The following is a 22,620-nucleotide window of genomic DNA, read 5'->3' as shown; positions in this document are numbered from 1 at the left end:
CAACTAGTGCTGTGACCACATAGGTTGGCCGGGTTGGTGGTCGGGGCGGTTGGATGTGCGGTGACGTCCGTCCGATCGTTGGGGGTGTGGTGGCCGAGCCTGTCCGTGTGCGCAGGTTGACCGATCAGGAGGGGCAGAAGCTGCAGCAGATCGTGCGCCGGGGCAGCACGAGTTCGGTGCGCTACCGGCGCGCGATGATGCTGCTGGCCTCGGCGGGCGGGAACCGGGTGCCGGTGATCGCCCAGCTGGTGCAGGCCGACGAGGACACCGTCCGGGACGTGATCCACCGGTTCAACGAGATCGGCCTGGCCTGCTTGGACCCTCGCTGGGCGGGAGGCCGTCCCCGCCTGCTCAGTCCTGACGACGAGGACTTCGTCGTCGAGACGGCCACCACCCGCCCGACCAAGCTCGGCCAGCCCTTCACCCGCTGGTCCATCCGCAAACTCGCCGCCTACCTGCGGAAAGTCCACGGCCGCGTCATCCGCATCGGCCGCGAGGCGTTACGGTGCCTGCTCGCCCGCCGCGGCATCACCTTCCAGCGGACCAAGACGTGGAAGGAGTCACCGGACCCCGAGCGCGACGCCAAGCTCGACCGCATCGAGCACCTCCTGGAGCACTTCCCGAGCCGGGTCTTCGCGTTCGACGAGTTCGGCCCCCTCGGCATCCGCCCGACCGCCGGCTCGGGTTGGGCTCCTGCGGGCCACCCCGAGCGACACCCCGCGACCTACCACCGCACCCACGGTGTCCGCTACTTCCACGGCTGCTACTCCGTCGGCGACGACACCCTCTGGGGCGTCAACCGCCGCAAGAAGGGTGCCGCGAACACCCTGGCCGCACTCACGTCGATTCGCGCGGCCCGCCCGGACGGCGCCCCGATCTACGTCATCCTGGACAACCTGTCCGCCCACAAGGGCGAGGCGATCCGGCGCTGGGCGAAGAAGAACCGCGTCGAGCTGTGCTTCACCCCGACCTACGCGTCCTGGGCCAACCCCATCGAGGCCCACTTCGGGCCGCTGCGGCAGTTCACCGTCGCCAACTCCCACCACCGCAACCACACCGTGCAGACCCGGGCCCTGCACGCCTACCTGCGCTGGCGCAACAAGAACGCCCGCCACCCCGACGTGCTCGCCGCCCAGCGGAAAGAACGGGCCCGCATCCGCAGTGAGAAGGGGATCAGATGGGGCGGACGACCTCTGACCAGCGCCGCGTGAGCGGTGAGTCCGACCAGGGGCAGTACCGTGCCGGCATGGCAAGCAAGCGACAGCCGTACTGGCGCACCCTCGGGACACCGACGACCCTTGTCCTGTACCGAACCCCGGACAGGTGGCGGTACGCCGTCTACTTCACCGGACCGGCCGGCGTTGCCGACGGCGCACTCGCTGATCCTCCCTCCTCGTCCGAGCCAGATATCGCGCAGGCGGCCCTCCTACACAAGGCCGAGGAACTCACCCGTCGACAGCTTGAGGTCCTTTGGCGCGAATCTGATCAACCGGACTGGTGGACTGGCACCGTCGCCAGCGCGGGCCCGTGTCCACCTGCCTGAACCCGGCGAACCAATGTGGTCAGAGCACTAGCCACACCAACCTGCTGGTTGTAAAATTTTCCAACCAGCGGAGATGGGTGCAGTGAACGGGGGCCGGTCGATGAGCGCACAGCGACCCGACGCGTCGCCTCGGCGGTGGCACGGTGTGCACAAGGCGCTCGCGGATCCCCTGCGCATCCGGCTCCTGGAGGCGCTCTGGGAGATGCCGCGGTCCGCACGCGAGCTTGCCGACCGCGCCGATCTTCCGGCTGACCGGCTCTACTACCACCTGGGACGGCTCGAACAGGCCGGGCTGATCGAGATCGCCGAGTACCGGCCGCTGGCCCGCGGAAAGGTCGAGCGGGTCTACGCCCCCGCGGTCACAGAACCCCCCAGTGATGCCGCGAGCCCGGAAGAGATGGCCGAGTTCCTCGGCTCGATGCTGGACGCCACCCGGGCCGACGTCAACGCCGCCTACCGGTCGCGGCAGGCCGGTGGCCGCCGAGAGGTCGACGTCCACCGCGGTGTGCTGCGGCTGACCGACGAAGCGCTCGCCGAACTGCGCGGACACATCGCGCGCCTCGCCGGCCAGTTCGGGGACCGCGACACCCCCGGGGTCTGGACACGGGTCGTCATCGCGCTCGTCGACCTGCAGGACCGTCCGTCCCCCGACGCCACAGCCCCGCCCGAGAGGTCGTCATGAAGGACAGCGAGGAGCACCCGCCCAGCGCACCGATACGTGCCTCGGACGCCGAGCGCGACCGGGTCGAGGCGCGGCTGCAACACCACTACGCGGTCGGCCGACTGACACTGCCCGAACTCGAAGAACGCGTGGGCGTGGCCTACGAAGCGCGCACCCGCGGGCAACTCGACGCCCTCTTGAGGGACCTGCCGGACGAGGCCGAAGAGCGTGGGCGGCCCGCTGACGTCATCGACTCCCGCCTGCTCATCATCCTGCTGTGCTGCTCACCGCCTGCGGCGCTCGTCTACTGGATCGTCGCCCAACGCGCGGCACGCCGCAGGGGCGCACCGCGGCGGGCCCTGGAAAACGGCGACGAGAGGTGACCCGCGCACGGGGCCCGGTGCAAGTCGCCCGCCCCGTGCGGTGAATGAGGGTGTCGGAGACGGACGGCGACAGGGAGACGAACGCCGCAAGGGCCCCGGCCGCCCCGCCGTGTGCCCGGTGGCCCGGGGACGGGCGCGCCGGGCGGCGGCGGGCTCAGCCGGCGGTCCGCTCGGACCGGTCGAGGGCGTCGTCCAGGAGTTGCAGGATGTGCCGGTACGGGCGGCCGGTGGCGCGGGTCATGCCCATCTCGCAGGTGCGGTTGCAGGAGGCGTACGCGTCGTGCTCGCGCTCGTTGACCTCGGCGGCCTGGGCGGCCGTCGCGCCGGCGGTCACCTCGGGGTGGAGCAGCCCGCGGTCGCCGGCGAAGGCGCAGCAGCCCCAGGAGTCGGGGACCGTCACGGTGCCGGCCACCGCTTCCGCCACGGTGCGCAGATCACCGGTGATGTCCAGGTGCACGGTCGAACAGGTCGGGTGCAGCGCGAGGGAGTCGAGCCGTGGCGCCTGGGGCAGCAGCGGCAACAGCGTCTCGGCGGTGAAGGTCACGCTGTCCACGAAGCGCAGCCCGGCGTACCGCTCCCGCTCGGCCTCGGGCAGTGCCGCGGCGAGCTCGCCCAGGCCGTGGGTGCAGGAGGAGGCGTCGCAGACGACGGGGAGCCGTCCGTGGTCGCTGGCCGTCCACAGGGCGTCCAGCGTGCGGGCGGCCATCGCCCGGTGGCCCTCGGTGTAACCCTTGGACTGCCAGGGCGTGCCGCAGCACAGCCCCGCGAGTTCGGGGACGTCGACGGCGACGCCGGCTCGCTCGCACAGGCGCAGGAACGCGCCCGCGGACCCGTTCGCCCGTCCGCCGGAGCCGCCACGGCCTGAGCCGTCATGGCCGGAGTCGCCTCCGTCCTCGGAGGCGAAGACGCTGCCGATGCACGCCGCGAAGAAGACCGCCTGCGCGGCAGGGACCTGCCTGGCCGCCGGACGGGGGCCGCCGCCACGGGGGATGTCAGGGCTCCAGGCCGGTACGAGGTCGGTGGCGCCGAGTCGCCGCATCACCTTGGTGGCCGCGCCGGTCAGCGGCGCGGGCGCCGCGTGGGCGGCGCCGAGGCCGATCCGGACGCCCTTGACCGCAGTCGCCCAGTGGCGGGCCGCGGCGCGTCCGGCGTGCTGCGCGAGGGGGCTGTGGCGTTCGCCGCGCAGCCGCTTCATCACCGCTCCGGTGTCGATGGTCACCGGGCAGGCGGTCACGCAGAGGCTGTCGGCGGCGCAGCTGTCCACGGCGGCGTAGGCGTAGTCGTCCTCCAGCTCCCGGCGCCGGTCGTCGTCACCTGCCGCCGCGGCCAGCGCGATCTCCCGCTGGAGGGCGATGCGCTGACGGGGCGTGGTGGTGACGTCCGCGGTCGGACAGACCGGCTCGCAGTAGCCGCACTCGACGCAGGCGTCCACCGCGGGGTCGACCGCGGGCACACTCTTGAGCCGGCGCAGGTGTGCGCCCGGGTCGTCGTCCAGCAGCACACCGGGGTTCAGCACGCCCGCCGGATCGCACAACCGCTTCAGTTCCCGCATGACGTCGTACAGTTCGTCGCCGTACTGGCGACGGACGAACGGCGCCATGGCACGCCCGGTGCCGTGCTCCGCCTTCAATGTGCCCTCGGCGGCCAGCACCAGATCGACCATGTCGTCGGTGAACCGCGCGTAACGGTCGGTCTCCGCCCGTGAGTCGAAGTCCTGGGTCAGCATGAAGTGCACGTTGCCGTCCCGGGCGTGCCCGAAGATCACCGCGTCCTCGTAACCGTGCCGGTCGAACAGGCCGATGAGGCCCTCGCAGGTGCGGGTCAGCCGGTCCAGGGGGACCGCGATGTCCTCCAGGAGCGCGGTGGTGCCGGGCCGGCGGGCGCCGGCGACCGCGGTGTAGAGGCCCTTGCGCAGATGCCACAGCCGCGCCCGCTCCTTCGGGTCGCGGGTCAGGGCGGTGCCGGTCACCGCGGGCAGGCGCTCCAGCACCGGCCGGGCCGCGGAGGCCACCTCCTCCAGCCGCTCCGCGGTGTCCTCGGCGAACTCGACCAGCAGCGCCGCGTGGTGTTCGACCCGCAGGCCGCGCAGGGCCGCGCCGGAGCCCGGGTCGAGCTGGGCCACACGCAGCGAGGAGGCGTCGAGCAGTTCCGCCGTACGGGCGCCCGCCGCGAGCAGCGCGGGCAGCGCGTCGGTGGCCTCGGCGAGTCCCGGGAGGATCAGCAGGCCGGTGGCGGCATGGGGGAGGACCGGGACCGTACGGAACACGGCCTCTCCGACGAAGCCCAGCGTGCCCTCGCTGCCGATCATCAGGTGCGCCAGCAGATCGGCCGGAGTGGTGTGGTCCAGAAAGGAGTTGAGCCCGTAGCCCATGGTGTTCTTCATCGCGAAGAGGCGCTCGACGGTGGCGCGGGCCTGCGGTGAGGTCCGTACCCGGTCGCGCAACCGGAGCAGTCCGGCGTGGAGTTCGGGCTCCTTGGCACGCAGTCGCTCGTCTGCGTCGGGTGCCCCGGAGTCGATCACCGTGCCCGAGGGCAGCACGAACTGCAGGGACTCCATGGTGTGGTATGCGTTGTCCTGAGTGCCGCAGTTCATGCCGCTGGAGTTGTTGGCCACCAGGCCGCCGATCGTGCACGCCGACTCGCTGGCCGGGTCGGGACCGAGCCGCCTGCCGAACCGGGCCAGCCGGGCATTGGCCTGACGTACCGTCAGGCCTGGCTGGAGGCGGACGCGGTGACCGTCGTCTAGCACCTCGGCCTTGCGCCAGTGGCTGCGCACGTCCACCAGGACTCCGTCGCCGCCGGCCTGGCCCGCCAGACTCGTCCCACCGGAGCGCAGGGTCAGCGGCACCCCTGCCGCTCTCGCGCCGGCCATCAGCGCACCCACCTCGGCCGCGGACGCGGCACGGACCACGGCCTGCGGAGCGAAGAGATACGGCGACGCGTCGTGCGCCGCGGCGACCCTGCGGGGAAGGTCGGTCGTCACCCGCCGGGGGTCGTCGACGCAGGACCGCAGCAACGCGGCCAGGTCCGGGGGGCGTTCACCGGGGATCGCCGGGGTCGGGACGGAGTGGGGGCGGCTCATGGTTGCTCCGGGAGGTGTGCGGGTCCGGGACGGCCGGTCGCCGGACCGCGGGGGAGGGGAGGAACGCCGGGCGAGGCGGCGGGCCGGCCGGGAGCGCCGTGCCGGCGGCCGGGCGTCGCCCTGGGCGCGGTCCTACGCCGGGGTCTCGACCAGCAGCCGACGGGGGGCCGTCGCCGCCGGTTCCGGCAGCCGCAGTGGCAGACGGCCCGGTGTGACACTGCCCAGCAGCGACGGGTGGCGCGCCCCGGTGCCCGACGGCAGGGTGCCCGGCAGGCCGTGGACCGTCAGGAAGCCCAGAATGGCGAACGCCAGCGCTTCCTTCGCGTCGGACGGCACGCCGAGGTCGTCGCTGGGCAGCAGCCGCACGCCGGGCAGCTCCTCGGCGATCATGCCGGTCAGGACGGGGTTGTGCGCCCCGCCGCCGGAGACCACGAGCTGGGTGACACCGTGGGCGCGGACCGCGTCCGCCACCGTCACCGCGGTCAGCCGGGTGAGGGTGGCCAGCACGTCGTTCGGTTCGGCGACCGGCGCGTCCTCCAACGCCCGCAGCAGGTAGGGCAGATGGAAGAGCTCCTTGCCGGTGCTCTTCGGCGCGGGCAGGCGGTAGTACGGCTCGTCGAGCAGCAGTCGCAGCAGCTCCGGTGCCTCCCGGCCCGCGGCGGCGCCACGCCCCGACTCGTCGTACTCGCGGGCGCCTGCCGTGAAGTGCCGTACGGCCGCGTCCAGTAGGGCGTTGGCGGGGCCGGTGTCGAAGGCGACCGGGTCGGTGTCCGGAGCGGCGACGGTGATGTTGGCGATGCCGCCCAGGTTCAGCGCGGCAGGGACGCCCGGCAGGCCCCGCAGCAAGAGGGTGTCGGTCATGCCGACGAGGGGCGCGCCCTGGCCGCCCGCGGCGATGTCGCGTGCCCGCAGGTCCGACACGACGGGCAGGCCGGTCGCCTCCGCGATCCAGGCGGGCTGGCCGAGCTGGAGGGTGCCGAGCACGGCTCCGTCGCGTACCCAGTGGTGCATCGTCTGCCCGTGCGAGACGACCAGATCGGCCTCGCCACCGCACAGTTCGTCCAGGGCGCGGACGGCGGCGCCGGCGAACGCCTGGCCGATACCGGTGTCCAGGGCGCAGACCGCTTCGCTACTGGTCGCGGCCGGGGGCAGGGCGGCGCCGATCGCGGCGCGCAGGTCGTCGGGGTAGGCGGCACCGATCCGGCCGAGCGGCCGCATCCGCAGCGTCTCGCCCTCCAGGGTGAGATCGGCCGCGGCGGCTTCGATGGCGTCGTACGAGGTGCCGGACATCAGACCGATCACACGCATGGGGGGGCTCCGAGTCTTCGGGTCGCACCGGCCGGGCGTGCCCGGGCGGGCGGCCGGTACGAAGTGACCGGGCCGGGGGCCGCCGGATCGCGGCGGCTCCCGGCCCGGGGCTGGTCAGGACTGGCCGGCGGTCGCGGTGACCTCCGTGCCGTGTCCGTCGGGTTCCGCCGGCGCGACAGCGGGGGCGTTGGCCGGGGGCTGGTGGAACAGGCTCATCACGCCGCCCACGACGATCGTGACCAGCACGCCGATCGGCACCAGCCACTGGGCGGCGATCGCCGTGGGGACGGTCGTCCCCGCGGTGGTCACGTCGATCTTCACGCCGCGGACGATGTACGTCATCACGCCGATGGTCACCAGGAAGGCCACGACGGCGTCCACCTCCGTGGCCCGCTTGATCAGCCGGCCGAGCAGGAACGCGCCGAGCAGCGCGCCGTAGGTGTAGCCCGCGATCGTCAGACCGGTCAGGTAGACGTTGCCCGAGCTGGTGCTGAACGCGCAGGCGAAGACCGCCATCAGCGCCGCCCACACCAGCGTCATCACCCGGGCCAGTTTCAGCAGCGCCTGGTCGGAGGGGGCCTTCTTGCGGAAGCTGTGGATGATGTCCGACACCGTGGAGTTCGACATCGAGTTCAGCGCGGAGGACAGCGAGCCCATCGCGGCGCCCAGGATGCCCGCCACCAGAAGACCCGAGATGCCCACCGGCAGGCCGTGCAGGATGAAGTTCGGGTAGAGGTTGTCGGAGCTGCTCAGCCCCATCTCCTTGAAGCTGCGGCCCTTGTTGTACGACCAGAGCAGGGCGCCGGCCAGGGAGAACGCGGCGAACTGCACGGTGACGAAGACACCGGAGGCGATCATCGCCTTCTGGCCGTCGCGCAGCGTGCGGGTGGTCAGGACACGCTGGACGATCAGCTGGTCCGAACCGTGGCTGGCCATCGCGAAGATGGCGCCGCCGATGATGGCGGTCGGCAGGGCGAAGGAGCTGGTGAGAATGTGGTCGAGGCCGAAGTCGGTGTCGAAGAGCCGGAACTCGCCGCCGTGCAGGGCCTGCGAGAAGCCGGTGGCGCCGACGTGCCCGGTGAGCACCGCGATGGCCAGGATCACGCCGCCGAGGTAGAGGCCCATCTGGATGGCGTCCGTCCAGATGACCGCCTTGATGCCCCCGAGGTAGGTGTAGACGACGGTGATCACGGTCAGCACGATGATGATGGCCTTGTAGCCGGTGTGCACGCCGAGTTCCTCGAGCAGCAGCTTGATCGGGATCGCCGACGCGAACAGCCGGACACCTTCGGCGAGCAGCCGGGTGAAGACGAACGACACCGACGCCAGGCCCTGGAGCTTCAGTCCGAACCGTTCCCCGAGGTACTGGTAGGCGCTGACGAAGCCGCCGCGCTTGTACAGCGGGATGAGTACCGTGGCAACGACGACCCGCCCGACCACGTAACCCAGCGCCAGTTCGACGTTGCCGAAGCCCTGCCCGCTGTACGTGCCGCCGGGCACGCTGATGACGGTCAGCACGCTGGTCTCGGTGGCCACTATCGAGAACGACACCGTCCACCAGGGCATGTGGCTCTCGCCGACGAAGTACTCCTTCGCCGTCTTCTGCCGCCCGGACAGGCGCAGTCCGATCACGGCGATGGCGACCAGATAGACGGCGATCACCGCCAGGTCGAGTTGGCGCACGTGCACTCCTTAGAACGGATCGGTGGTGTCACCGGGGAAGGGGGTCGGTGGGGAAGGGGCGGTGCTCCGTCCCGCCGGTGCGACGGACGCCCGGCGTTCCGGCGCACCCGGTCACGGCGGCGGGGTCGTCGTCCGGTGGACGCGGATGACGAGGGGTTCGTGCGGTCCGGCGGAATCCAGGGCCAGCAGGCGCGCCCCGTGCAGGGGATCGCCGAGCGCGGGGGTCACCCGCAGCGGCAGCCCCGACGCGCCGAGCAGGTCGGCGAACGGGTCCATCAGGGGGGCACCGATCCCGGCGAGGCCGCCGGTGACGGCGACGGGCAGCGGGCGCGTGCCGCCGACCCTGCGGGCCGCGGCGACGACCGCCTCGGCGAGCGCGGCTGCGGCGTCCCGCATGATCTCGGTCGCCACCGCGTCACCGTCGGCGGCCGCACCGGCCACCAGGGGGGCGAAGGTCGCGGTCAGCCGGGCGGGGTTGGCGGAGTGCCCCACGGTCGCGGGCAGTCGGTCGAGGTCGCCGTAGCGGTCGGCCGCGGCCCCCGTCAGAGCGGTCGCGGGACCGCGTCCGTCGTGGGAGCGCAGCGCGGCCCGCAGGCCGGCGCGGCCGATCCAGGCGCCGCTGCCCTCGTCGCCGAGCCAGGGGCCCCAGCCGTCGACGCGGGCGAACGTTCCGCCCTCGCCGATTCCGACCGTGACGGAGCCGGTGCCGGCGGCCAGCACCACACCGGCGCCACCGCCGAGGGCGCCGGCGTGCGCGGTGACCGCGTCACTGGTGACCGCGACCTCGTCGGTCGGCAGCGCGTCCAGCAGCAGTTCGGCCAGGGAACGGGCCGCGGCGGGGTCCGCGGCGGCGCCCGCGGCGCCCACGCAGACCGTGTCCAGCCGCCCGGAGGGCAGTTCGGAGGCAAGCTCGTCGCCGAACGCCGCGGCGGCCGTCACGGCGGCGACCGCGGCGGTCACGCCGCCGGACTCCGCCAGACCGGGGGCCCCGGGAACCTCGCGAACGGGGTGGTCGGAGCCGTCCGGGCCGGTCCAGAGCACGGCGCGACACCCCGTCTTCCCCAGGTCCACCGCCAGTACGGCCGTCATGTGTGAACGCCTTCTCCGTTGAAAGGGACGATCCGCGGCTTCGCTGCGCCGAGAGCGCCCGGCGAGCGGACCGCGGTGCTGTGAGTTTGGAAGCCTGTCCTCCGCATGTCAATAAATACCGGCAGGAAAATTCATCACGTAACTTTTTGCCATCCCTGGTGGGCGTGGCTACGCTTGCGTCCACACCACCCAGGAGGACCCATGGCTCGCGAGGTCGCGCACCGTGAAGCTGCGGAGGCGCCGCAGAGCGGCGGTTCCGTAGACGTGCTGACGAGGATCCGCGGCGCGCTGCCGTCCCTGGCCCCGTCGGAACGGCGGGTGGCCGACACCGTCCTCGCGGCGCCGTCCGAGGCGGCCGGACTGTCCATCAGCGCCCTCGCCGGCCGGGCGAGCACCTCGGTGGCCACCGTGATGAGGTTCTGCCGCGCGATCGGCCTGACCAACTACCCCCACCTGCGCGTCGGCCTCGCCGCAGCGGCGGCCCACGAGAACGCGCTCGGCGCCGAGCGCCCGGCACTGGGCACCGACATCGGCGCCACGGACTCGCTGGAACAGATCATCAGCAAGATCATCTACAACGAGGTCCGCGCCCTGGAGGAGTCCCGCGACGGCTTCGACGTGGCCCAGCTCGGACAGGCGATCGACGCCGTCGCCGACGCCCGCCGGATAGACATCTTCGGTGTGGGCGCCAGCGGATTCGTCGGCCAGGACCTGCACCAGAAGCTCCACCGCATCGGCCGGATGGCCTTCATCTGGACCGACGTGCACGCCGCGCTGACCGCCGCGGCACTGCTCGGACCCGCGGACGTGGCCATTGCGATCTCCCACTCCGGCGAGACGACGGACACGATCGAGCCCCTGCAGGCCGCCGCCGAGAACGGCGCCACCACGATCGCCCTGACCAACTTCGCCCGCTCGCCACTGGCCGAGACCGCCGACCTCGTGCTCACCACCTGCGCGCGCGAGATGCCGTTCCGCTCCGGAGCGACCGTCAGCCGCATCGCCCAACTCGCGCTCATCGACTGCCTGTTCGTCGGAGTCGCGCAGCGGTCCTACGACGCCACCACCGCCGCGCTGCACCGTACCTACGGCGCGGTGCAGCGTCACCGGAGCACCCCCGCGGCACGCCGACCGAGCGTCGACGAGGCCCTCGCCACCCCGGCGCCCGGCGCCGGAACGGAACCGGCCGTCACACCGGCGGCCGAACTCCCGCCCGTGGCGGCGCCCCCCGGGTGACGCCGGACCGGCGTAGCGATCCCCGGCGTACCGATGACCGATGACCGGCGTACCGCCGCCCCCCGCACCACTGGGAGACACCGCCGCACCCCCTCCGTCACCACCGAACGACAGCGCTTCACCCGAAGGGAACGACAGCGCTTCCCCGAAAGGAACGACCGCACGTGGACCTCAGCACTCTCGGCACCGAAACCCGCAACCAGCGGACCGCCGAACTGGACCGCATGCCGGTCACCGAACTGCTCGCCACCATGAACGACGAGGACCAGACCGTCGCCCTGGCGGTGCGCACCGCGCTGCCGCAGATCGCCGCGGCCGTGGAGAAGATCACCGCCTCGCTGCGCGCGGGCGGCAGGCTCGTCTATCTCGGCGCCGGCACCAGCGGACGGATCGGCCTGCTCGACGCCGTCGAATGCCCGCCGACCTTCGGCATCTCACCGGACCGGGTCGTCGGTCTGCTCTCCGGCGGCCCCGGCGCGTTCGTCCTCGCGGTCGAAGGCGCGGAGGACAACCCCGGGTTCGCCGTCGCCGACCTCGACGCCATCGGCCTGACCGCCCACGACACCGTGGTCGGGCTCGCCGCCAGCGGCCGCACCCCCTACGTCGTCGGCGGTCTGGAGCACGCCCGCGCGATCGGCGCGGCGACCGTCTCCGTCGCCTGCAACAGCGACGCCGTCATCAGCCGCCACGCGGATGTCGCCATCGAGGTTCCCACCGGCCCCGAGGTCCTCACGGGCTCCACCCGCCTCAAGGGCGGCACCGCCGAGAAGCTGGTCTGCAACATGCTCTCGACCGCCACGATGGTGCAGCTCGGCAAGGTGTACGGCAACCTCATGGTCGACCTGCGCGCCACCAACGAGAAGCTCGTCGACCGGGCGCGGCGCATGGTCGCGCAGGCCACCGGCGCCGGCCTCGACGCCGCGGCGGCCGCACTCCAGGAGGCCGACGGACACGCGAAGACCGCGATCGTCATGCTCCTCGCCGGCTGTACCCGCGCCGAGGCGGCCGCCCGTCTCGAAGCCGCGCACGACGACGTGCGGACCGCCGCGGGCGCCTGACGGCGGGCCACGACGCCGAGGAACCCGTCCGTCCTCCCTGCCTTCCGGGACCGCGCACTCGACCGGTCATGGGGGGTGTGCGGTCGGGAGGGCCCAGTACGCGCTATGTCGAACGGGCGGGCTGTTCGCCCTCGCGGTAAAGGACCAGGTGCTCGTGGTGGAGCACACCGTCACGGACGTCCCCCGTGGCGGTGAAGCCGGTGTCGTCGACGTATTCGATGTGACTGCCGTCGACTGTGTAACCGCCCGTGTAGGCGCTCTTCCGGTCGCCCCGGGCCTCGTCGTAACGTCCGTTCGGCAGCAGCTCCTGCCGGATGAAGCCGTCCGCGGTCACCCACATTCCGACGTACGGGTGAGGGGCCGGGGAGGAGTCGTTCGTGTCCATGGCTCCACGGTCCGCTTTCCGGTGCGGGGCAACCAGGCCGCGGTCCACCCAGGGTGAGGCCGTCCTGGGAGGCGGGCACCCATGGTCGCGCGGGGGCGACCTTCGACTGGGAACACGGATCGCGGGGGAGCGCGCGCTCGGCGGTCGGCGAGTGGGGCTGCCGTGGAAGACGGCAGCCCCACTGGGTTCGGCCGAGCGGGGAGCTTTCGTCGCGCGCCGTCAAGGGAGATCGAGCTGCGATTCCGCTGGGGGGGGGTCGGAATTCCCGGGGAAACGCATTCCCTTTCGGTCCGCCACCGGGATGCCGACGGTTCGGCCGGGGCTCATTGCGCCGACCCGCGGCCGATCGAAGTCGTCGGTCGACCGAAGCGCCCGGCAGACAGCCGCTGAGCAGGCCGGCCCATTGTTTCCTGGGTGCATCAGGGCCACCCTCGCGCCTCCCCCTGCCCGGAGAAGCCGCGGAGAATGACGCTATGAACCAGATCGCGGAGCTGGGAGAGTTTCTCCGTTCGTGCCGGGCACGGCTCGATCCCGCGGACGCGGGCATGCCGAAGACCACCCGGCGTCGTGTCCCGGGACTGCGCCGTGAGGAGCTCGCCCAGGCGGCCGGCGTCAGCGTCGACTACTACACGCGCCTGGAACAGGGGCGTAGCCGAACCGCCTCGCCGGAGATCCTCGAATCCCTGGCGACAGCATTGCGCCTGGACGACACCGAGCGTGAACACCTGTTTGATCTCGCGCAGAGGCGTCCCGTCCAGGCGCGGCGGTCCGCGTCCTCACCGGCCGAGCAGGTCAGCCCGGCCGTGCGCCAGTTGCTGACCACCCTGGACGCCGCGTACTGCCCGGCGTTCGTCCTGGGCCGGCGCACCGACGTGGTGGCCTCCAACCCGCTCTCTCGTGCGCTGATCGCCGACTTCGACGCCATGCCCGCGGACGAACGCAACCAGGCCAGGTTCGTCTTCCTCGCGCCCGCCGCCCGCGAGCTGTACGCGGACTGGGAGACCGTCGCCGCGGACACCGCCGCCATGCTGCGCATGGACGCGGGCCGGCACCCCGACGACCCCCGGCTGGGCGTACTGGTCGGTGAACTCGCCGTCCGCAGCGAGCACTTCCGCGCGCACTGGGCAGAGCGCAGGGTCCATGAGCGAACCGAGGGGACCAAGGGCTACCACCATCCCGTCGCCGGGGACCTCGCCGTCACCTACCAAGCCCTCGCCCTGCCCGGCGACAGCGATCAGACCCTGTTCATCTACAGCACCGAACCCGGGTCCTCCTCCGAATCCGCTCTGCGGTTCCTGGCGACGTGGTCGACCGAACCCCCCACCGGCCAGGCCCGCACCTCCGCACCGAACGAACCGGACACCGCCGCCTGACCCTCCAGGCCGAACCCGGCAGCCCCACCGCAGTCGCCGTCACCGAACTCCGCTCACATTCCGAAAGGCGCCATGACGAGCGGGAACGGGGCGGAGCGGAGTAGGCCCGGCCTACGGGGTGACTACCTCCTCGGTCAGTTGTGCTGTGCGGGGCCGGCGTAGACCTTGCCCTGCTTCACGACGTAGTGCGCCGGCTCGGAGCAGCCGATCGACGGAGTGATCCGCAGGCTCACGGTGAGAGGCGCGGGCTCGGTGCTCGCGGTCGAGAACGCGCAGACGGCACCGCTGCCCGTGAGCGGGTACCAGAACCATCCGTCGGCCTCGCCCACGGTGACCCGGTCGGATTCCTTCCACGCGCCGTGGGTCCGGGTGAAGACCTGCAGTCGCACGGAGGCGGCGTACTCGTCATCGGTCGACCGCACCGCGGTCAGCGTGACCTGGTAGTCGCCGCCGAGGACGGACGAGGCGATCTGCTTCGTCCGCGGTGCGGCGGTGCCGGTGTCGGAGGCACTGGCACCGGCGGCCCCGAGGACGGTCGCCAGGAGGAGCGTGGCGGCCGCCGTCGCGGTTCGACGGGTGCGGGTGCGGTGGTGGTTGCGGACCAGGCTCATGTGTTCCCCCGTTGGAACGAGTTGTGCTGGATGGTCGGTCTGGTTCGTACGGAGTTGAAGACCCGTCATACGGGACAGGGGTTGTACGGCGATTCCGAGCGGCGGCGTGGCCGCTCGGAATCCTGTCCTGTCGGGAGGGGGGAATCGCCTCGCCCGCACGGCAGTTGGCGATCAGGACATCTCGGCGCGTCGGCGGAAACGGCGAGGTTAGAGTGCACTAATGCCGTCAATGACCTTGGAGGATTCGCACGCTATGTCGGCCGAGACCCACGAGTTCCAGGTGGAAGCCCGTCAGCTGCTGCAGTTGATGATCCATTCGATCTACTCGAACAAGGATGTGTTTCTGCGGGAGCTGATCTCCAACGCCTCGGACGCGCTGGACAAGCTGCGTCTTACGGCTCTGCGTGATGACGCGCTGGGGGCGGACGTGTCCGATCTGCACATCAGCGTCGAGACCGATGCGCAGGCGAGGACGTTGACGGTGCGGGACAACGGTATCGGCATGTCGCACCAGGACGTCGTTCAGCTCATCGGCACGATTGCCAGTTCTGGCACCGCGAGGCTGTTGCGGGAGCTGAAGGAGACCGACGACGCGGATGCCGCGGCCGGCCTGATCGGCCAGTTCGGTGTCGGTTTCTACTCGGCCTTCATGGTGGCCGACGAGGTCACCGTGCTGACCCGGCACGCGGGCGAGAGCCAGGGCACCCGCTGGGTCTCCCGTGGTGAAGGCACGTACACGGTCGAGGCCCTCGCCGAGGCGCCCCAGGGGACGACGGTCACCCTTCACCTCAAGCCCGTGGATGTCGAGAACCAGCTCAACGACTACACGCAGGCCTGGAAGATCCGCGAGATCATCAAGCGGTACTCGGACTTTATCACCTGGCCGATCCGCATGGCCGCCCAGACCGCCGCGGCCGCGGAACAGACCGGCGAAAGCGCCGACGCCGAGCCGGCCACGGAGGATTTCGAGACCGTGAACTCGATGAAGGCGCTGTGGGCCCGGGCGCGAGAGGAGGTGTCCGACGAGGAGTACCACGAGCTCTACAAGCGCATCAGTCACGACTGGCTCGCCCCGCTGGAGACCATCCGCCTGCAGGCGGAAGGGACCTTCGAGTACCAGGCCCTGCTTTTCATCCCCTCACACGCTCAGCAGGACCTGTTCACGCAAGGCCACAGCCGCGGGCTCCAACTGTTCGTCAAGCGCGTGCACATCATGGACGACTGCGAGCAACTCCTGCCGCCCTACCTGCGGTTCGTCAAGGGCATCGTCGACGCCCAGGACCTCTCGCTGAACGTCTCCCGCGAGGTTCTGCAACAGGACCGGCACATCCAGCGGATGCACCGGCGCCTGACGAAGAAGGTCCTGTCCACGATCAAGGACCTGAGGACCAGCGCCCCGGAAAGCTACGCGACCATCTGGCGGGAGTTCGGCAGGGCCCTGAAGGAAGGACTGCTCGACGACCACGAGAACCGCGACGCCATCCTCGCCCTGTGCTCGTTCCCCTCGACCCACGCCGCACAGGAACCGACCACCCTGGCGCAGTACGTCGAACGCATGAAGGAAGGCCAGGAAGAGATCTTCTACCTGACCGGTGACTCCAGGGAAGCCATCGAGAACTCCCCCCACATGGAGGCCTTCCGTGCCAAGGGCGTCGAGGTGCTGCTTCTGACCGACCCGATCGACGAGGTCTGGGTCACCGCGGTCCCCGAATTCGACGGCAGGCAGCTGCGGTCCGTCACCAAGGGCGAGGTCGACCTCGGCAGCGGGGAACCGGACACCGACGAGACCGAGGAGGAGCGCGAGAGCCGGCGGAGAGAGTACTCGGGGCTCCTGACCTGGATGACCGAACAACTCGGCGAGGACGTCAAGGAGGTTCGGCTGTCCACCCGCCTCACGGTCTCACCGGCCTGTCTCGTCTCGGACACGCACGACATCACTCCGGCCCTGGAGAACATCTACCGTGCCATGGGGCAGGACATCCCGCACACCAAGCGCATCCTCGAACTCAATCCCGGCCACTCCCTGGTCAACGGTCTCAACAAGGCCCACACCGAGCGAGAGGACGGGGCGGACGCGGGCCTCGCCGACATCGCGGAACTCCTCTACGGCATGGCGCTTCTCGCTGAAGGCGGCGCGCTGAAGGACCCGGCCCGCTTCACCAAACTGATGGCGGACCGTCTCTCCTTCTAGGAGACCGGACGCACGTGAGGGGCCGGCACATGGTGCCGGCCCCTCACGTTTCAGTAGCGGGGACAGGATTTGAACCTGCGACCTCTGGGTTATGAGCCCAGCGAGCTACCGAGCTGCTCCACCCCGCGTCGATAGAACCAGTCTACGGCAACTCCACCGAGGCTGAGACCATGATCATTTCCTGAGGGGAAGGGGAAGGGGAAGGGGAAGGGGAAGGGGAAGGGGAAGGGGAAGGGGAAGGGGAAGGGGAAGGGGAAGGGGAAGGGGAAGGGGAAGGGGAAGGGGAAGGGGAAGGGGACGGCGGAGGACCTGATCAGTGCGCGTCTCGGCGGGCCTAGGTGGACACCCGGGCTCAGTGCGCCGTCGCCAGGTTGTCGGCGATTGCGGCGAGCAGGGTGTCGTCGTGGGCGGCGGAGCTGTCCGTGGCCCAGCAGATGTACCCGTCGGGACGGATGAGCAGGGCAGCGGCGCCCAGATCGTCCGTGCAGGTGGCGCGGACGAGGTCGACTCGCGGCGGAAGGCCGAGGTTCGCCGGGACGGTACCGGCCAGATCGAGCAGGACGGCGTGGCCCGCGCCGAACAGCGTCGACAGCCGGGTGGGGCCGGCGTCGGTGAATAGGTCGGCATCCGGCATGCGGTGCCCTGTGAGGGGATGCCCGCCGGACAGCTCGTAACGCAGCGAGAGGCCGGACATCAGTCCCGCGACGTGGCGGTTGGTGTCCGGCAGTCTCAGCAGGTCCACGAAGATGTCGCGCAGGGCGGCCACGTCCTCGCTCGGGTTCGGATCCGCCAGGACGCGCTGAGCCGAGGTGTGGTGCAGGACCTGGGCTCCGACCGGATGCCGTTCGGCGTGATAGGTGTCCAGGAGACTGCTCGGTGCCCGGCCCTGGACGACCGCGGCGAGTTTCCAGCCGAGGTTGAACGAGTCCTGCATGCCGAGGTTGAGCCCCTGGCCGCCCAACGGGGGGTGGATGTGCGCGGCGTCGCCGGCGAACAGGACGCGGCCGGCCCGATAGTGCTCCAACTGCCTGGTGGCGTCGGAGAACCGGGACGAGTTGTCCACGGCGCCGAGGGTGGTCTCGGGACCGTACACGGTCCGCAGCGCGGCGCTGATCTCCTCGCGGGCGACGGCGGAGGTGTCGCGTGAGGTGTCCGACCGGTCCGCGCGCCCGAAGGTGAACCGGTACCGGTCGCCGCCGAGGGGCGCCAGCATGGCCCAGTAGTCGCCCGCTCGGCGCATCAGGGCACTCATGTGCTCCAACTGTCGCGGCACCGACGACGAGACGGTGGCCAGCCGGATGTCGGCCAACACCGCCTGATGGGTCCCCGGTCTGCCGGGAAACGGCAGCCCGAGCAGCTTCCGCACCGTGCTGTGTCCGCCGTCGCACGCCACCAGGCAGCGGGCCCGCACCCGTAGACCGTCCGCCGTCACGACCACCCCGTCGTCGTCGGGCTCCACCCCCGAGACGGCTGTGCCGCGCAGGACCCGCGCGCCGGCCGCGACCGCCCGCTCTTCGAGCAGTTCCTCGATCTCCCACTGAGGGATCGCGATCGGAAAGGGGTGCCTGGTGTTCCAGGGGGAGCAGTCCAGGGGGACGGGCAGGGCGGCGAAGTGCCCGCCGACCGGATCACGGGGCGTCGCCCGCTCCAGCAACGGCTCCAACAGCCCCCGCGAATGCAGCAGTTCCGCGGTACGGGGCTGAATCCCGCCGCCCTTCACCTGCTCGACGCGCCTGGGCAGCTTCTCCAGTACCAGCGTCTCGACCCCCGCCAGGGTCAGTTCGTACGCCAGCATCAGTCCCGTCGGCCCTGCGCCCGCGATCACGACCTCGGTCTCGCTCACCGTCAACGTCCTCACTCCGTCTCATTTCTCGCCTCGGGGTAAATGTATACCAGGTGCAGAAATCGTCTCGGGGCAGCAATCTGTTACGGTGGGGACCGTGGACGACAGGCCAGGACTACGGGAACGGAAGAAGCAGCGGACCCACGCGGCGATCTCCGACGCGGCGATCACGCTGTTCCTGGAGCATGGCTTCAACCAGGTCTCGGTGGCCCAGGTGGCCGAGGCGGCCGAGGTGTCCAAACGCACGGTCTTCGCCTACTTCCCGGCGAAGGAGGACCTCGTGGTGCACCGCCTCGCCGACCACGAGACCGAGATCGCGCGCGTCGTGAGGGCCCGTCCGCCCCGCACCGCCCCGCTGACCGCACTGCGCGAGCATTTCCTGCGGGGGCTGCGCGAGCGGGACCCGATCACCGGACTCAATGATCATCCCCAGGTGCGGAGGGTCCACCAGATGATCCTCGACGCGCCTTCGCTGGTCGCCCGGATGGAGCGGTTCAAGACCGGCTCCGAACGTGCACTCGCCGAGGCGCTGCAGGAGACGGCTGACACCCCGGAACTCACCGCGCGGTTGGCCGCCGTCCAGATCGTCGCGGTCCACTGGGCGCTGGCGCAGGACAACGCGGAACGCCTGGCGTACGGAGAGCCGGCCGACGCGCGCCACGCGGGTGCGGTGGCGGACGCGGAACATGCGTTCGCGTTGCTGGAGAACGGGTTGCGGCAACTGAGCCAGGTCTGAGCCAGGCCCGGTGACCCCAGGCGCCAGGACGGCCGACGATCCCGTCGCCGGACCTCGGCAACGCCTTCGCCGCTCCTGACGTGGTCACCTCGAGGGCCTTCGGCCTACGCGCGGAAGCGGCTCGGGATAGACACTGGGTACGTGCTCGTGCGCCGCTGGGGGAACTCGGATCCCCCAGGTGAAGGGAGCCGATGTGACACCGTCCACGTCAGCGGCCGACGGCCGGAAGCCGGGCGCCCAGGAGGCCGGGTTCGAGCCCGATCCGCGGCGGTGGCAGGCCCTGTGGGTCACGCTGGTGGCCGGCTTCATGAGCCTGCTGGACGTGACCATCGTGGCCGTCGCCCTCCCCACCATCCAACGCGACCTGCACGCCTCACCCGCGCAGGTGCAGTGGGTGGTGTCCGGGTACGCCCTCACCTTCGCCCTCGCCCTGGTCACCGCTGGGCGCCTGGGCGACGCCCTGGACCGGCGCCGCATCTTCCTGCTGGCCCTCAGCGGCTTCGTGATCTTCAGCGCGGCCTGCGGCGCGGCTCCCGGCATCATGCTGCTGGTGGTGGCCCGTCTCGCCCAGGGACTGGCGGCCGGTTTCATGGCCCCCCAGAACTCCGCGCTCATCCAGCAGATGTTCCGCGGCGCCGAACGCGGTCGGGCCTTCGGCTTCTTCGGCGCGACCGTCGGCATCTCCTCCGCCGCCGGCCCCATCACCGGCGGCGCCATCCTCGCCCTGGCATCCGGGCCCACGGGCTGGCGGTGGATCTTCTATGTCAACGTCCCCATCGGAATTCTCGCCGTGCTGCTCGGCCGTCGCCTGTTGCCCCGCATCCAGCGCTCCGGGCGTGGTCACGTGGACGTGGCCGGCGTCCTGCTCCTCGGAGTCGGCGTCCTCGCGCTCATGTATCCGCTGGTCCAGGCGGACTCCGGCGGTATCGGTCACGTGTGGTGGCTGTTCCCTGTCGGCGTCGTGGTCCTCGTCGGCTTCGTCCAGTGGGAGCGCCGCCTGGTCGCCTCCGGCAACGAGCCGCTGCTCGATCTGCGCCTGTTCAGCACCGTGCGCGGCTACGCCGTGGGCGCCGGCGTGGCCACGCTCTACTTCGTGGGCTTCAGCGGTATCTGGTTGGTCTTCGCTCTCTTCTACCAGCACGGCCTCCACTTCTCACCGCTCCGTTCCGGCCTCGCCGTGACCCCTTTCGCCCTAGGCTCGGCGGTCGCGGCGGTGGTCGCCGGCCGCATGGTGGAACGGTACGGCCGCCTCCTCACCGTGGCCGGTCTGACGGGCGTCATCGTCGGCCTGGGGACCACGGCGCTGCTGCTTCGCTTCGTCTCCCTGGACATCGCGCCCTGGGTCGCCGCCCCGGCTCTGTTCCTCGGCGGTGTCGGCGGCGGATTCGTGGTCTCTCCGAACATCACCATGACCCTGCGGGACGTACCCGTGCGCATGGCGGGTGCCGCGGGCGGGGCCCTGCAGACGGGGCAGCGGCTCGGCGCCGCGGTGGGCACCGCCGCCCTGCCCGGCCTCTTCTACCTGAGGCTGCACAGGAGCGACGACTATCGCGGCGCCCTCGTCGCCGCGCTCGTCACCGCCCTCGTCGGCATGGTGGCCTGCCTGGCCCTCGCCACGTTCGACTGGCAGCGCGACCGGCGGCACCGCCACCGGCGCGGCAAGTGCCCGGACGAGGTCGCGAACAACCCTGTGCACGCCCGGCAGAACTGACTCCAGTACCCGGTGCCGGGGAAGGGGGTCCTTCAGGCTCCCTCGGCGGCGACGAGCACCTCGTCGGCCAGCGGTCCGTCGAGGGCCGCGTGGACCAGGCCGTCCGCCAGCCGCGGCATCTCGCGGCTCCCGGCGAGGCCGCCCAGTTTCTCGGGCGAGGCGGGCAGCCCGAGCCGTCGGGCGCCCTCCAGGGCCTTGGCGTCGATGTACGGCGCGAACTCCGGCCACACGCCCTGCACGGCGCGCAAGAAGATGTCGGCCCCTGTGGGTCCGATCCCGGGTGTGTCCATCAGGGCCTTCTTCGGGTCGGCCTCCTCGCGCAGCCGGCGCAGATCGCCGCCGTAGCGTTCGAGCAGCAGCTCGGCGCCCTTGCCGAGCATCGTGGACGTCCGCTCGTCGTAGCGACGGTAACCGCCCTCGCCGAGGGCGTCGACGCGCTGCTGCCAGGACGCGTCCGCCATCGACTTCGGGGTGCGCATTCCGGCGCCGAACAGCGCCTTGGCCGCTGCCACCGCGATGTCGGCCCTGATGCGGGCGCTGAGGAGTACGGCGAGTACGAGCGTCTGATACAGCGGGGCCGGGGTGTTGCGCAGCCGGATCCCCGCCTGCGCCGTATAGGTGCGCCGCTGCCGGTCCAACAGCGCGCGCACCACCGCTTCGTCCGTTGCGCCGGTCGGCTTCGCGGCGGACTTCCTGTCGGTCTTCGCGTCGGTCTTCGCGGTCATGGGCCCCTCGCTTCAACGTGTCGAGGTGGGTCGACAGGCTTTCCCGAGTGCGTCGTATGCCTCCTGTGTACAAAGTCGACCATACGTATGTTTTGCGGCGGAGGTGGAAGGGGAGCAGCGTGGACGTGCATCCGCTCGGTCCGTGAGAACAGCGATATCAGGAGTCATCGTGACTGCAGTCCCCGCGATCACCCTCAACAACGCGGTGCGGATCCCCCAGCTCGGCTTCGGCACCTTCCAGATCCCGCCGGAGGAGACCCGGGAGACGACGCTGGCCGCGCTGGAAGCCGGCTACCGGCACATCGACACGGCGGAAATGTACGGCAACGAGAAGGAGGTCGGGCAAGCGGTCCGCGACTCCGGTCTCGACCGTGCCGACGTCTTCGTGACCAGCAAGCTCGACAACGGCGCCCACGCGCACGACGACGCGCTACAGGCGTTCGACCGCACCATGGAGGAGCTGGGTCTCGACTACCTGGACCTCTTCCTCATCCACTGGCCGCTGCCCGGCAAGGGCGACTTCGTGGAGACCTGGAAGGCCCTGGAGGAGATCTACCGGTCCGGCCGCACCAAGGCCATCGGGGTCTCCAACTTCCAGCCCCACCACCTGCGTCGACTCCTGGAAAGCAGCGACGTGGTCCCCGCGGTCAACCAGATCGAGGTCCACCCCTACCTCACCCAGGACGACGTCAGGGCCTTCGGCGCCGAACACGACATCGCCACCGAGGCCTGGTCGCCCATCGCGCAGGGCAAGGTGCTCGACGACCCGACCATCAGGCGCATCGCCGAGCGGGTGGGCAAGTCACCCGCCCAGGTGACCCTGCGCTGGCACATCCAGCGCGGGGACATCGTCTTCCCCAAGTCGGTGACCCAGAAGCGCATCGAGGAGAATCTCGACCTCTTCGACTTCGAACTCGGCGAAGGCGACATCGGTGAGATCTCCGCGCTGAACCGCGACGAGCGGACCGGCCCCGACCCGGACCGCTTCAACGGCTGAGAACA

The 22,620-nt window shown here is 71.0% G+C and carries 19 protein-coding genes and 1 tRNA gene; 11 read left to right on the top strand and 9 right to left on the bottom strand.

Going from position 1 to position 22,620, the window contains the following annotated elements:
• Nucleotides 1-89: 89 nt before the first annotated feature.
• The 4 genes from OHB41_RS02225 (at nt 90) to OHB41_RS02210 (ending at nt 2,587) form a co-directional block, all read left to right on the top strand.
• On the top strand, nt 90-1,211 hold the full coding sequence (locus OHB41_RS02225) for an IS630 family transposase (RefSeq protein ID WP_323138446.1): 1,122 nt from the start codon (nt 90-92) through the stop codon (nt 1,209-1,211).
• A 35-nt stretch (nt 1,212-1,246) separates the two neighbouring features.
• Nucleotides 1,247-1,543, top strand: coding sequence for a hypothetical protein (locus tag OHB41_RS02220; RefSeq protein ID WP_266696238.1), 297 nt, complete (start codon nt 1,247-1,249; stop codon nt 1,541-1,543).
• A 100-nt stretch (nt 1,544-1,643) separates the two neighbouring features.
• Nucleotides 1,644-2,225 carry a winged helix-turn-helix domain-containing protein gene (locus tag OHB41_RS02215; RefSeq protein WP_266696237.1) on the top strand — a complete coding sequence of 194 codons (582 nt, stop codon included), beginning with the start codon at nt 1,644-1,646 and terminating at the stop codon, nt 2,223-2,225.
• Complete coding sequence (locus tag OHB41_RS02210; RefSeq protein ID WP_266696236.1) at nt 2,222-2,587, top strand: DUF1707 SHOCT-like domain-containing protein; 366 nt, start codon at nt 2,222-2,224, stop codon at nt 2,585-2,587. Before OHB41_RS02215 ends, OHB41_RS02210 begins: the two co-directional genes overlap by 4 nt.
• 154 nt (nt 2,588-2,741) lie before the next feature.
• Here the strand turns inward: OHB41_RS02210 and OHB41_RS02205 are convergent, their stop codons facing one another.
• The 4 genes from OHB41_RS02205 to OHB41_RS02190 all read right to left on the bottom strand — a co-directional run bounded on the left by OHB41_RS02205 (nt 2,742) and on the right by OHB41_RS02190 (nt 9,749).
• Nucleotides 2,742-5,669, bottom strand: a complete 2,928-nt coding sequence (locus OHB41_RS02205; RefSeq protein WP_266696235.1) for an FAD-binding and (Fe-S)-binding domain-containing protein — start codon at nt 5,667-5,669, stop codon at nt 2,742-2,744.
• Between the two features lie 132 nt (nt 5,670-5,801).
• Nucleotides 5,802-6,977, bottom strand: coding sequence for an anhydro-N-acetylmuramic acid kinase (locus OHB41_RS02200; protein WP_266696234.1), 1,176 nt, complete (start codon nt 6,975-6,977; stop codon nt 5,802-5,804).
• 114 nt (nt 6,978-7,091) lie between these two features.
• A complete protein-coding gene (locus OHB41_RS02195; RefSeq protein ID WP_266696233.1) occupies nt 7,092-8,660 on the bottom strand; it encodes a sodium:solute symporter in 1,569 nt (522 codons plus the stop codon).
• A 111-nt stretch (nt 8,661-8,771) separates the two neighbouring features.
• Nucleotides 8,772-9,749 carry a BadF/BadG/BcrA/BcrD ATPase family protein gene (locus OHB41_RS02190; protein WP_266696232.1) on the bottom strand — a complete coding sequence of 326 codons (978 nt, stop codon included), beginning with the start codon at nt 9,747-9,749 and terminating at the stop codon, nt 8,772-8,774.
• 201 nt (nt 9,750-9,950) lie between these two features.
• Here OHB41_RS02190 and OHB41_RS02185 point away from each other — a divergent pair, with 201 nt between their 5' ends.
• Nucleotides 9,951-10,985 carry a MurR/RpiR family transcriptional regulator gene (locus OHB41_RS02185; RefSeq protein WP_266696231.1) on the top strand — a complete coding sequence of 345 codons (1,035 nt, stop codon included), beginning with the start codon at nt 9,951-9,953 and terminating at the stop codon, nt 10,983-10,985.
• Between the two features lie 164 nt (nt 10,986-11,149).
• Nucleotides 11,150-12,043 carry an N-acetylmuramic acid 6-phosphate etherase gene (gene murQ, locus OHB41_RS02180; RefSeq protein WP_266696230.1) on the top strand — a complete coding sequence of 298 codons (894 nt, stop codon included), beginning with the start codon at nt 11,150-11,152 and terminating at the stop codon, nt 12,041-12,043.
• A gap of 103 nt (nt 12,044-12,146) precedes the next feature.
• Here the strand turns inward: murQ and OHB41_RS02175 are convergent, their stop codons facing one another.
• Complete coding sequence (locus tag OHB41_RS02175; RefSeq protein WP_266696229.1) at nt 12,147-12,428, bottom strand: Atu4866 domain-containing protein; 282 nt, start codon at nt 12,426-12,428, stop codon at nt 12,147-12,149.
• Between the two features lie 473 nt (nt 12,429-12,901).
• Between OHB41_RS02175 and OHB41_RS02170 the strand changes: the two genes are divergently transcribed.
• Nucleotides 12,902-13,801, top strand: coding sequence for a helix-turn-helix transcriptional regulator (locus OHB41_RS02170; RefSeq protein ID WP_266696228.1), 900 nt, complete (start codon nt 12,902-12,904; stop codon nt 13,799-13,801).
• Nucleotides 13,802-13,935: 134 nt separating this feature from the next.
• Here OHB41_RS02170 and OHB41_RS02165 read toward each other — a convergent pair whose 3' ends face one another.
• Nucleotides 13,936-14,412: a hypothetical protein gene (locus tag OHB41_RS02165; protein ID WP_266696227.1), complete on the bottom strand. Its 477-nt coding sequence runs from the start codon at nt 14,410-14,412 to the stop codon at nt 13,936-13,938.
• 253 nt (nt 14,413-14,665) lie between these two features.
• On the opposite strand from OHB41_RS02165, the gene htpG reads away from it, so the two are divergent.
• Complete coding sequence (htpG, locus tag OHB41_RS02160) at nt 14,666-16,603, top strand: molecular chaperone HtpG (RefSeq protein WP_266696226.1); 1,938 nt, start codon at nt 14,666-14,668, stop codon at nt 16,601-16,603.
• A gap of 54 nt (nt 16,604-16,657) precedes the next feature.
• On the opposite strand, the gene OHB41_RS02155 is transcribed toward htpG, so the two are convergent.
• Both OHB41_RS02155 and OHB41_RS02150 read right to left on the bottom strand, forming a co-directional pair.
• Nucleotides 16,658-16,731: transfer RNA gene (locus OHB41_RS02155), tRNA-Met, on the bottom strand.
• Between the two features lie 224 nt (nt 16,732-16,955).
• Nucleotides 16,956-18,452, bottom strand: a complete 1,497-nt coding sequence (locus tag OHB41_RS02150; protein WP_266705596.1) for an FAD-dependent oxidoreductase — start codon at nt 18,450-18,452, stop codon at nt 16,956-16,958.
• Between the two features lie 91 nt (nt 18,453-18,543).
• Here OHB41_RS02150 and OHB41_RS02145 point away from each other — a divergent pair, with 91 nt between their 5' ends.
• Nucleotides 18,544-19,182, top strand: a complete 639-nt coding sequence (locus OHB41_RS02145) for a TetR/AcrR family transcriptional regulator (protein WP_266696225.1) — start codon at nt 18,544-18,546, stop codon at nt 19,180-19,182.
• 193 nt (nt 19,183-19,375) lie between these two features.
• On the top strand, nt 19,376-20,893 hold the full coding sequence (locus tag OHB41_RS02140) for an MFS transporter (RefSeq protein WP_266696224.1): 1,518 nt from the start codon (nt 19,376-19,378) through the stop codon (nt 20,891-20,893).
• A 32-nt stretch (nt 20,894-20,925) separates the two neighbouring features.
• Here the strand turns inward: OHB41_RS02140 and OHB41_RS02135 are convergent, their stop codons facing one another.
• A complete protein-coding gene (locus tag OHB41_RS02135; RefSeq protein ID WP_266696223.1) occupies nt 20,926-21,618 on the bottom strand; it encodes an HhH-GDP family DNA glycosylase in 693 nt (230 codons plus the stop codon).
• 169 nt (nt 21,619-21,787) lie between these two features.
• Here OHB41_RS02135 and OHB41_RS02130 point away from each other — a divergent pair, with 169 nt between their 5' ends.
• Complete coding sequence (locus OHB41_RS02130; RefSeq protein WP_266696222.1) at nt 21,788-22,615, top strand: aldo/keto reductase; 828 nt, start codon at nt 21,788-21,790, stop codon at nt 22,613-22,615.
• Nucleotides 22,616-22,620 lie beyond the last annotated feature (5 nt).

The organism is Streptomyces sp. NBC_01571, assembly GCF_026339875.1.
Lineage (GTDB): Bacteria > Actinomycetota > Actinomycetes > Streptomycetales > Streptomycetaceae > Streptomyces.
This window is presented reverse-complemented; position numbering and strand designations above follow the sequence as displayed.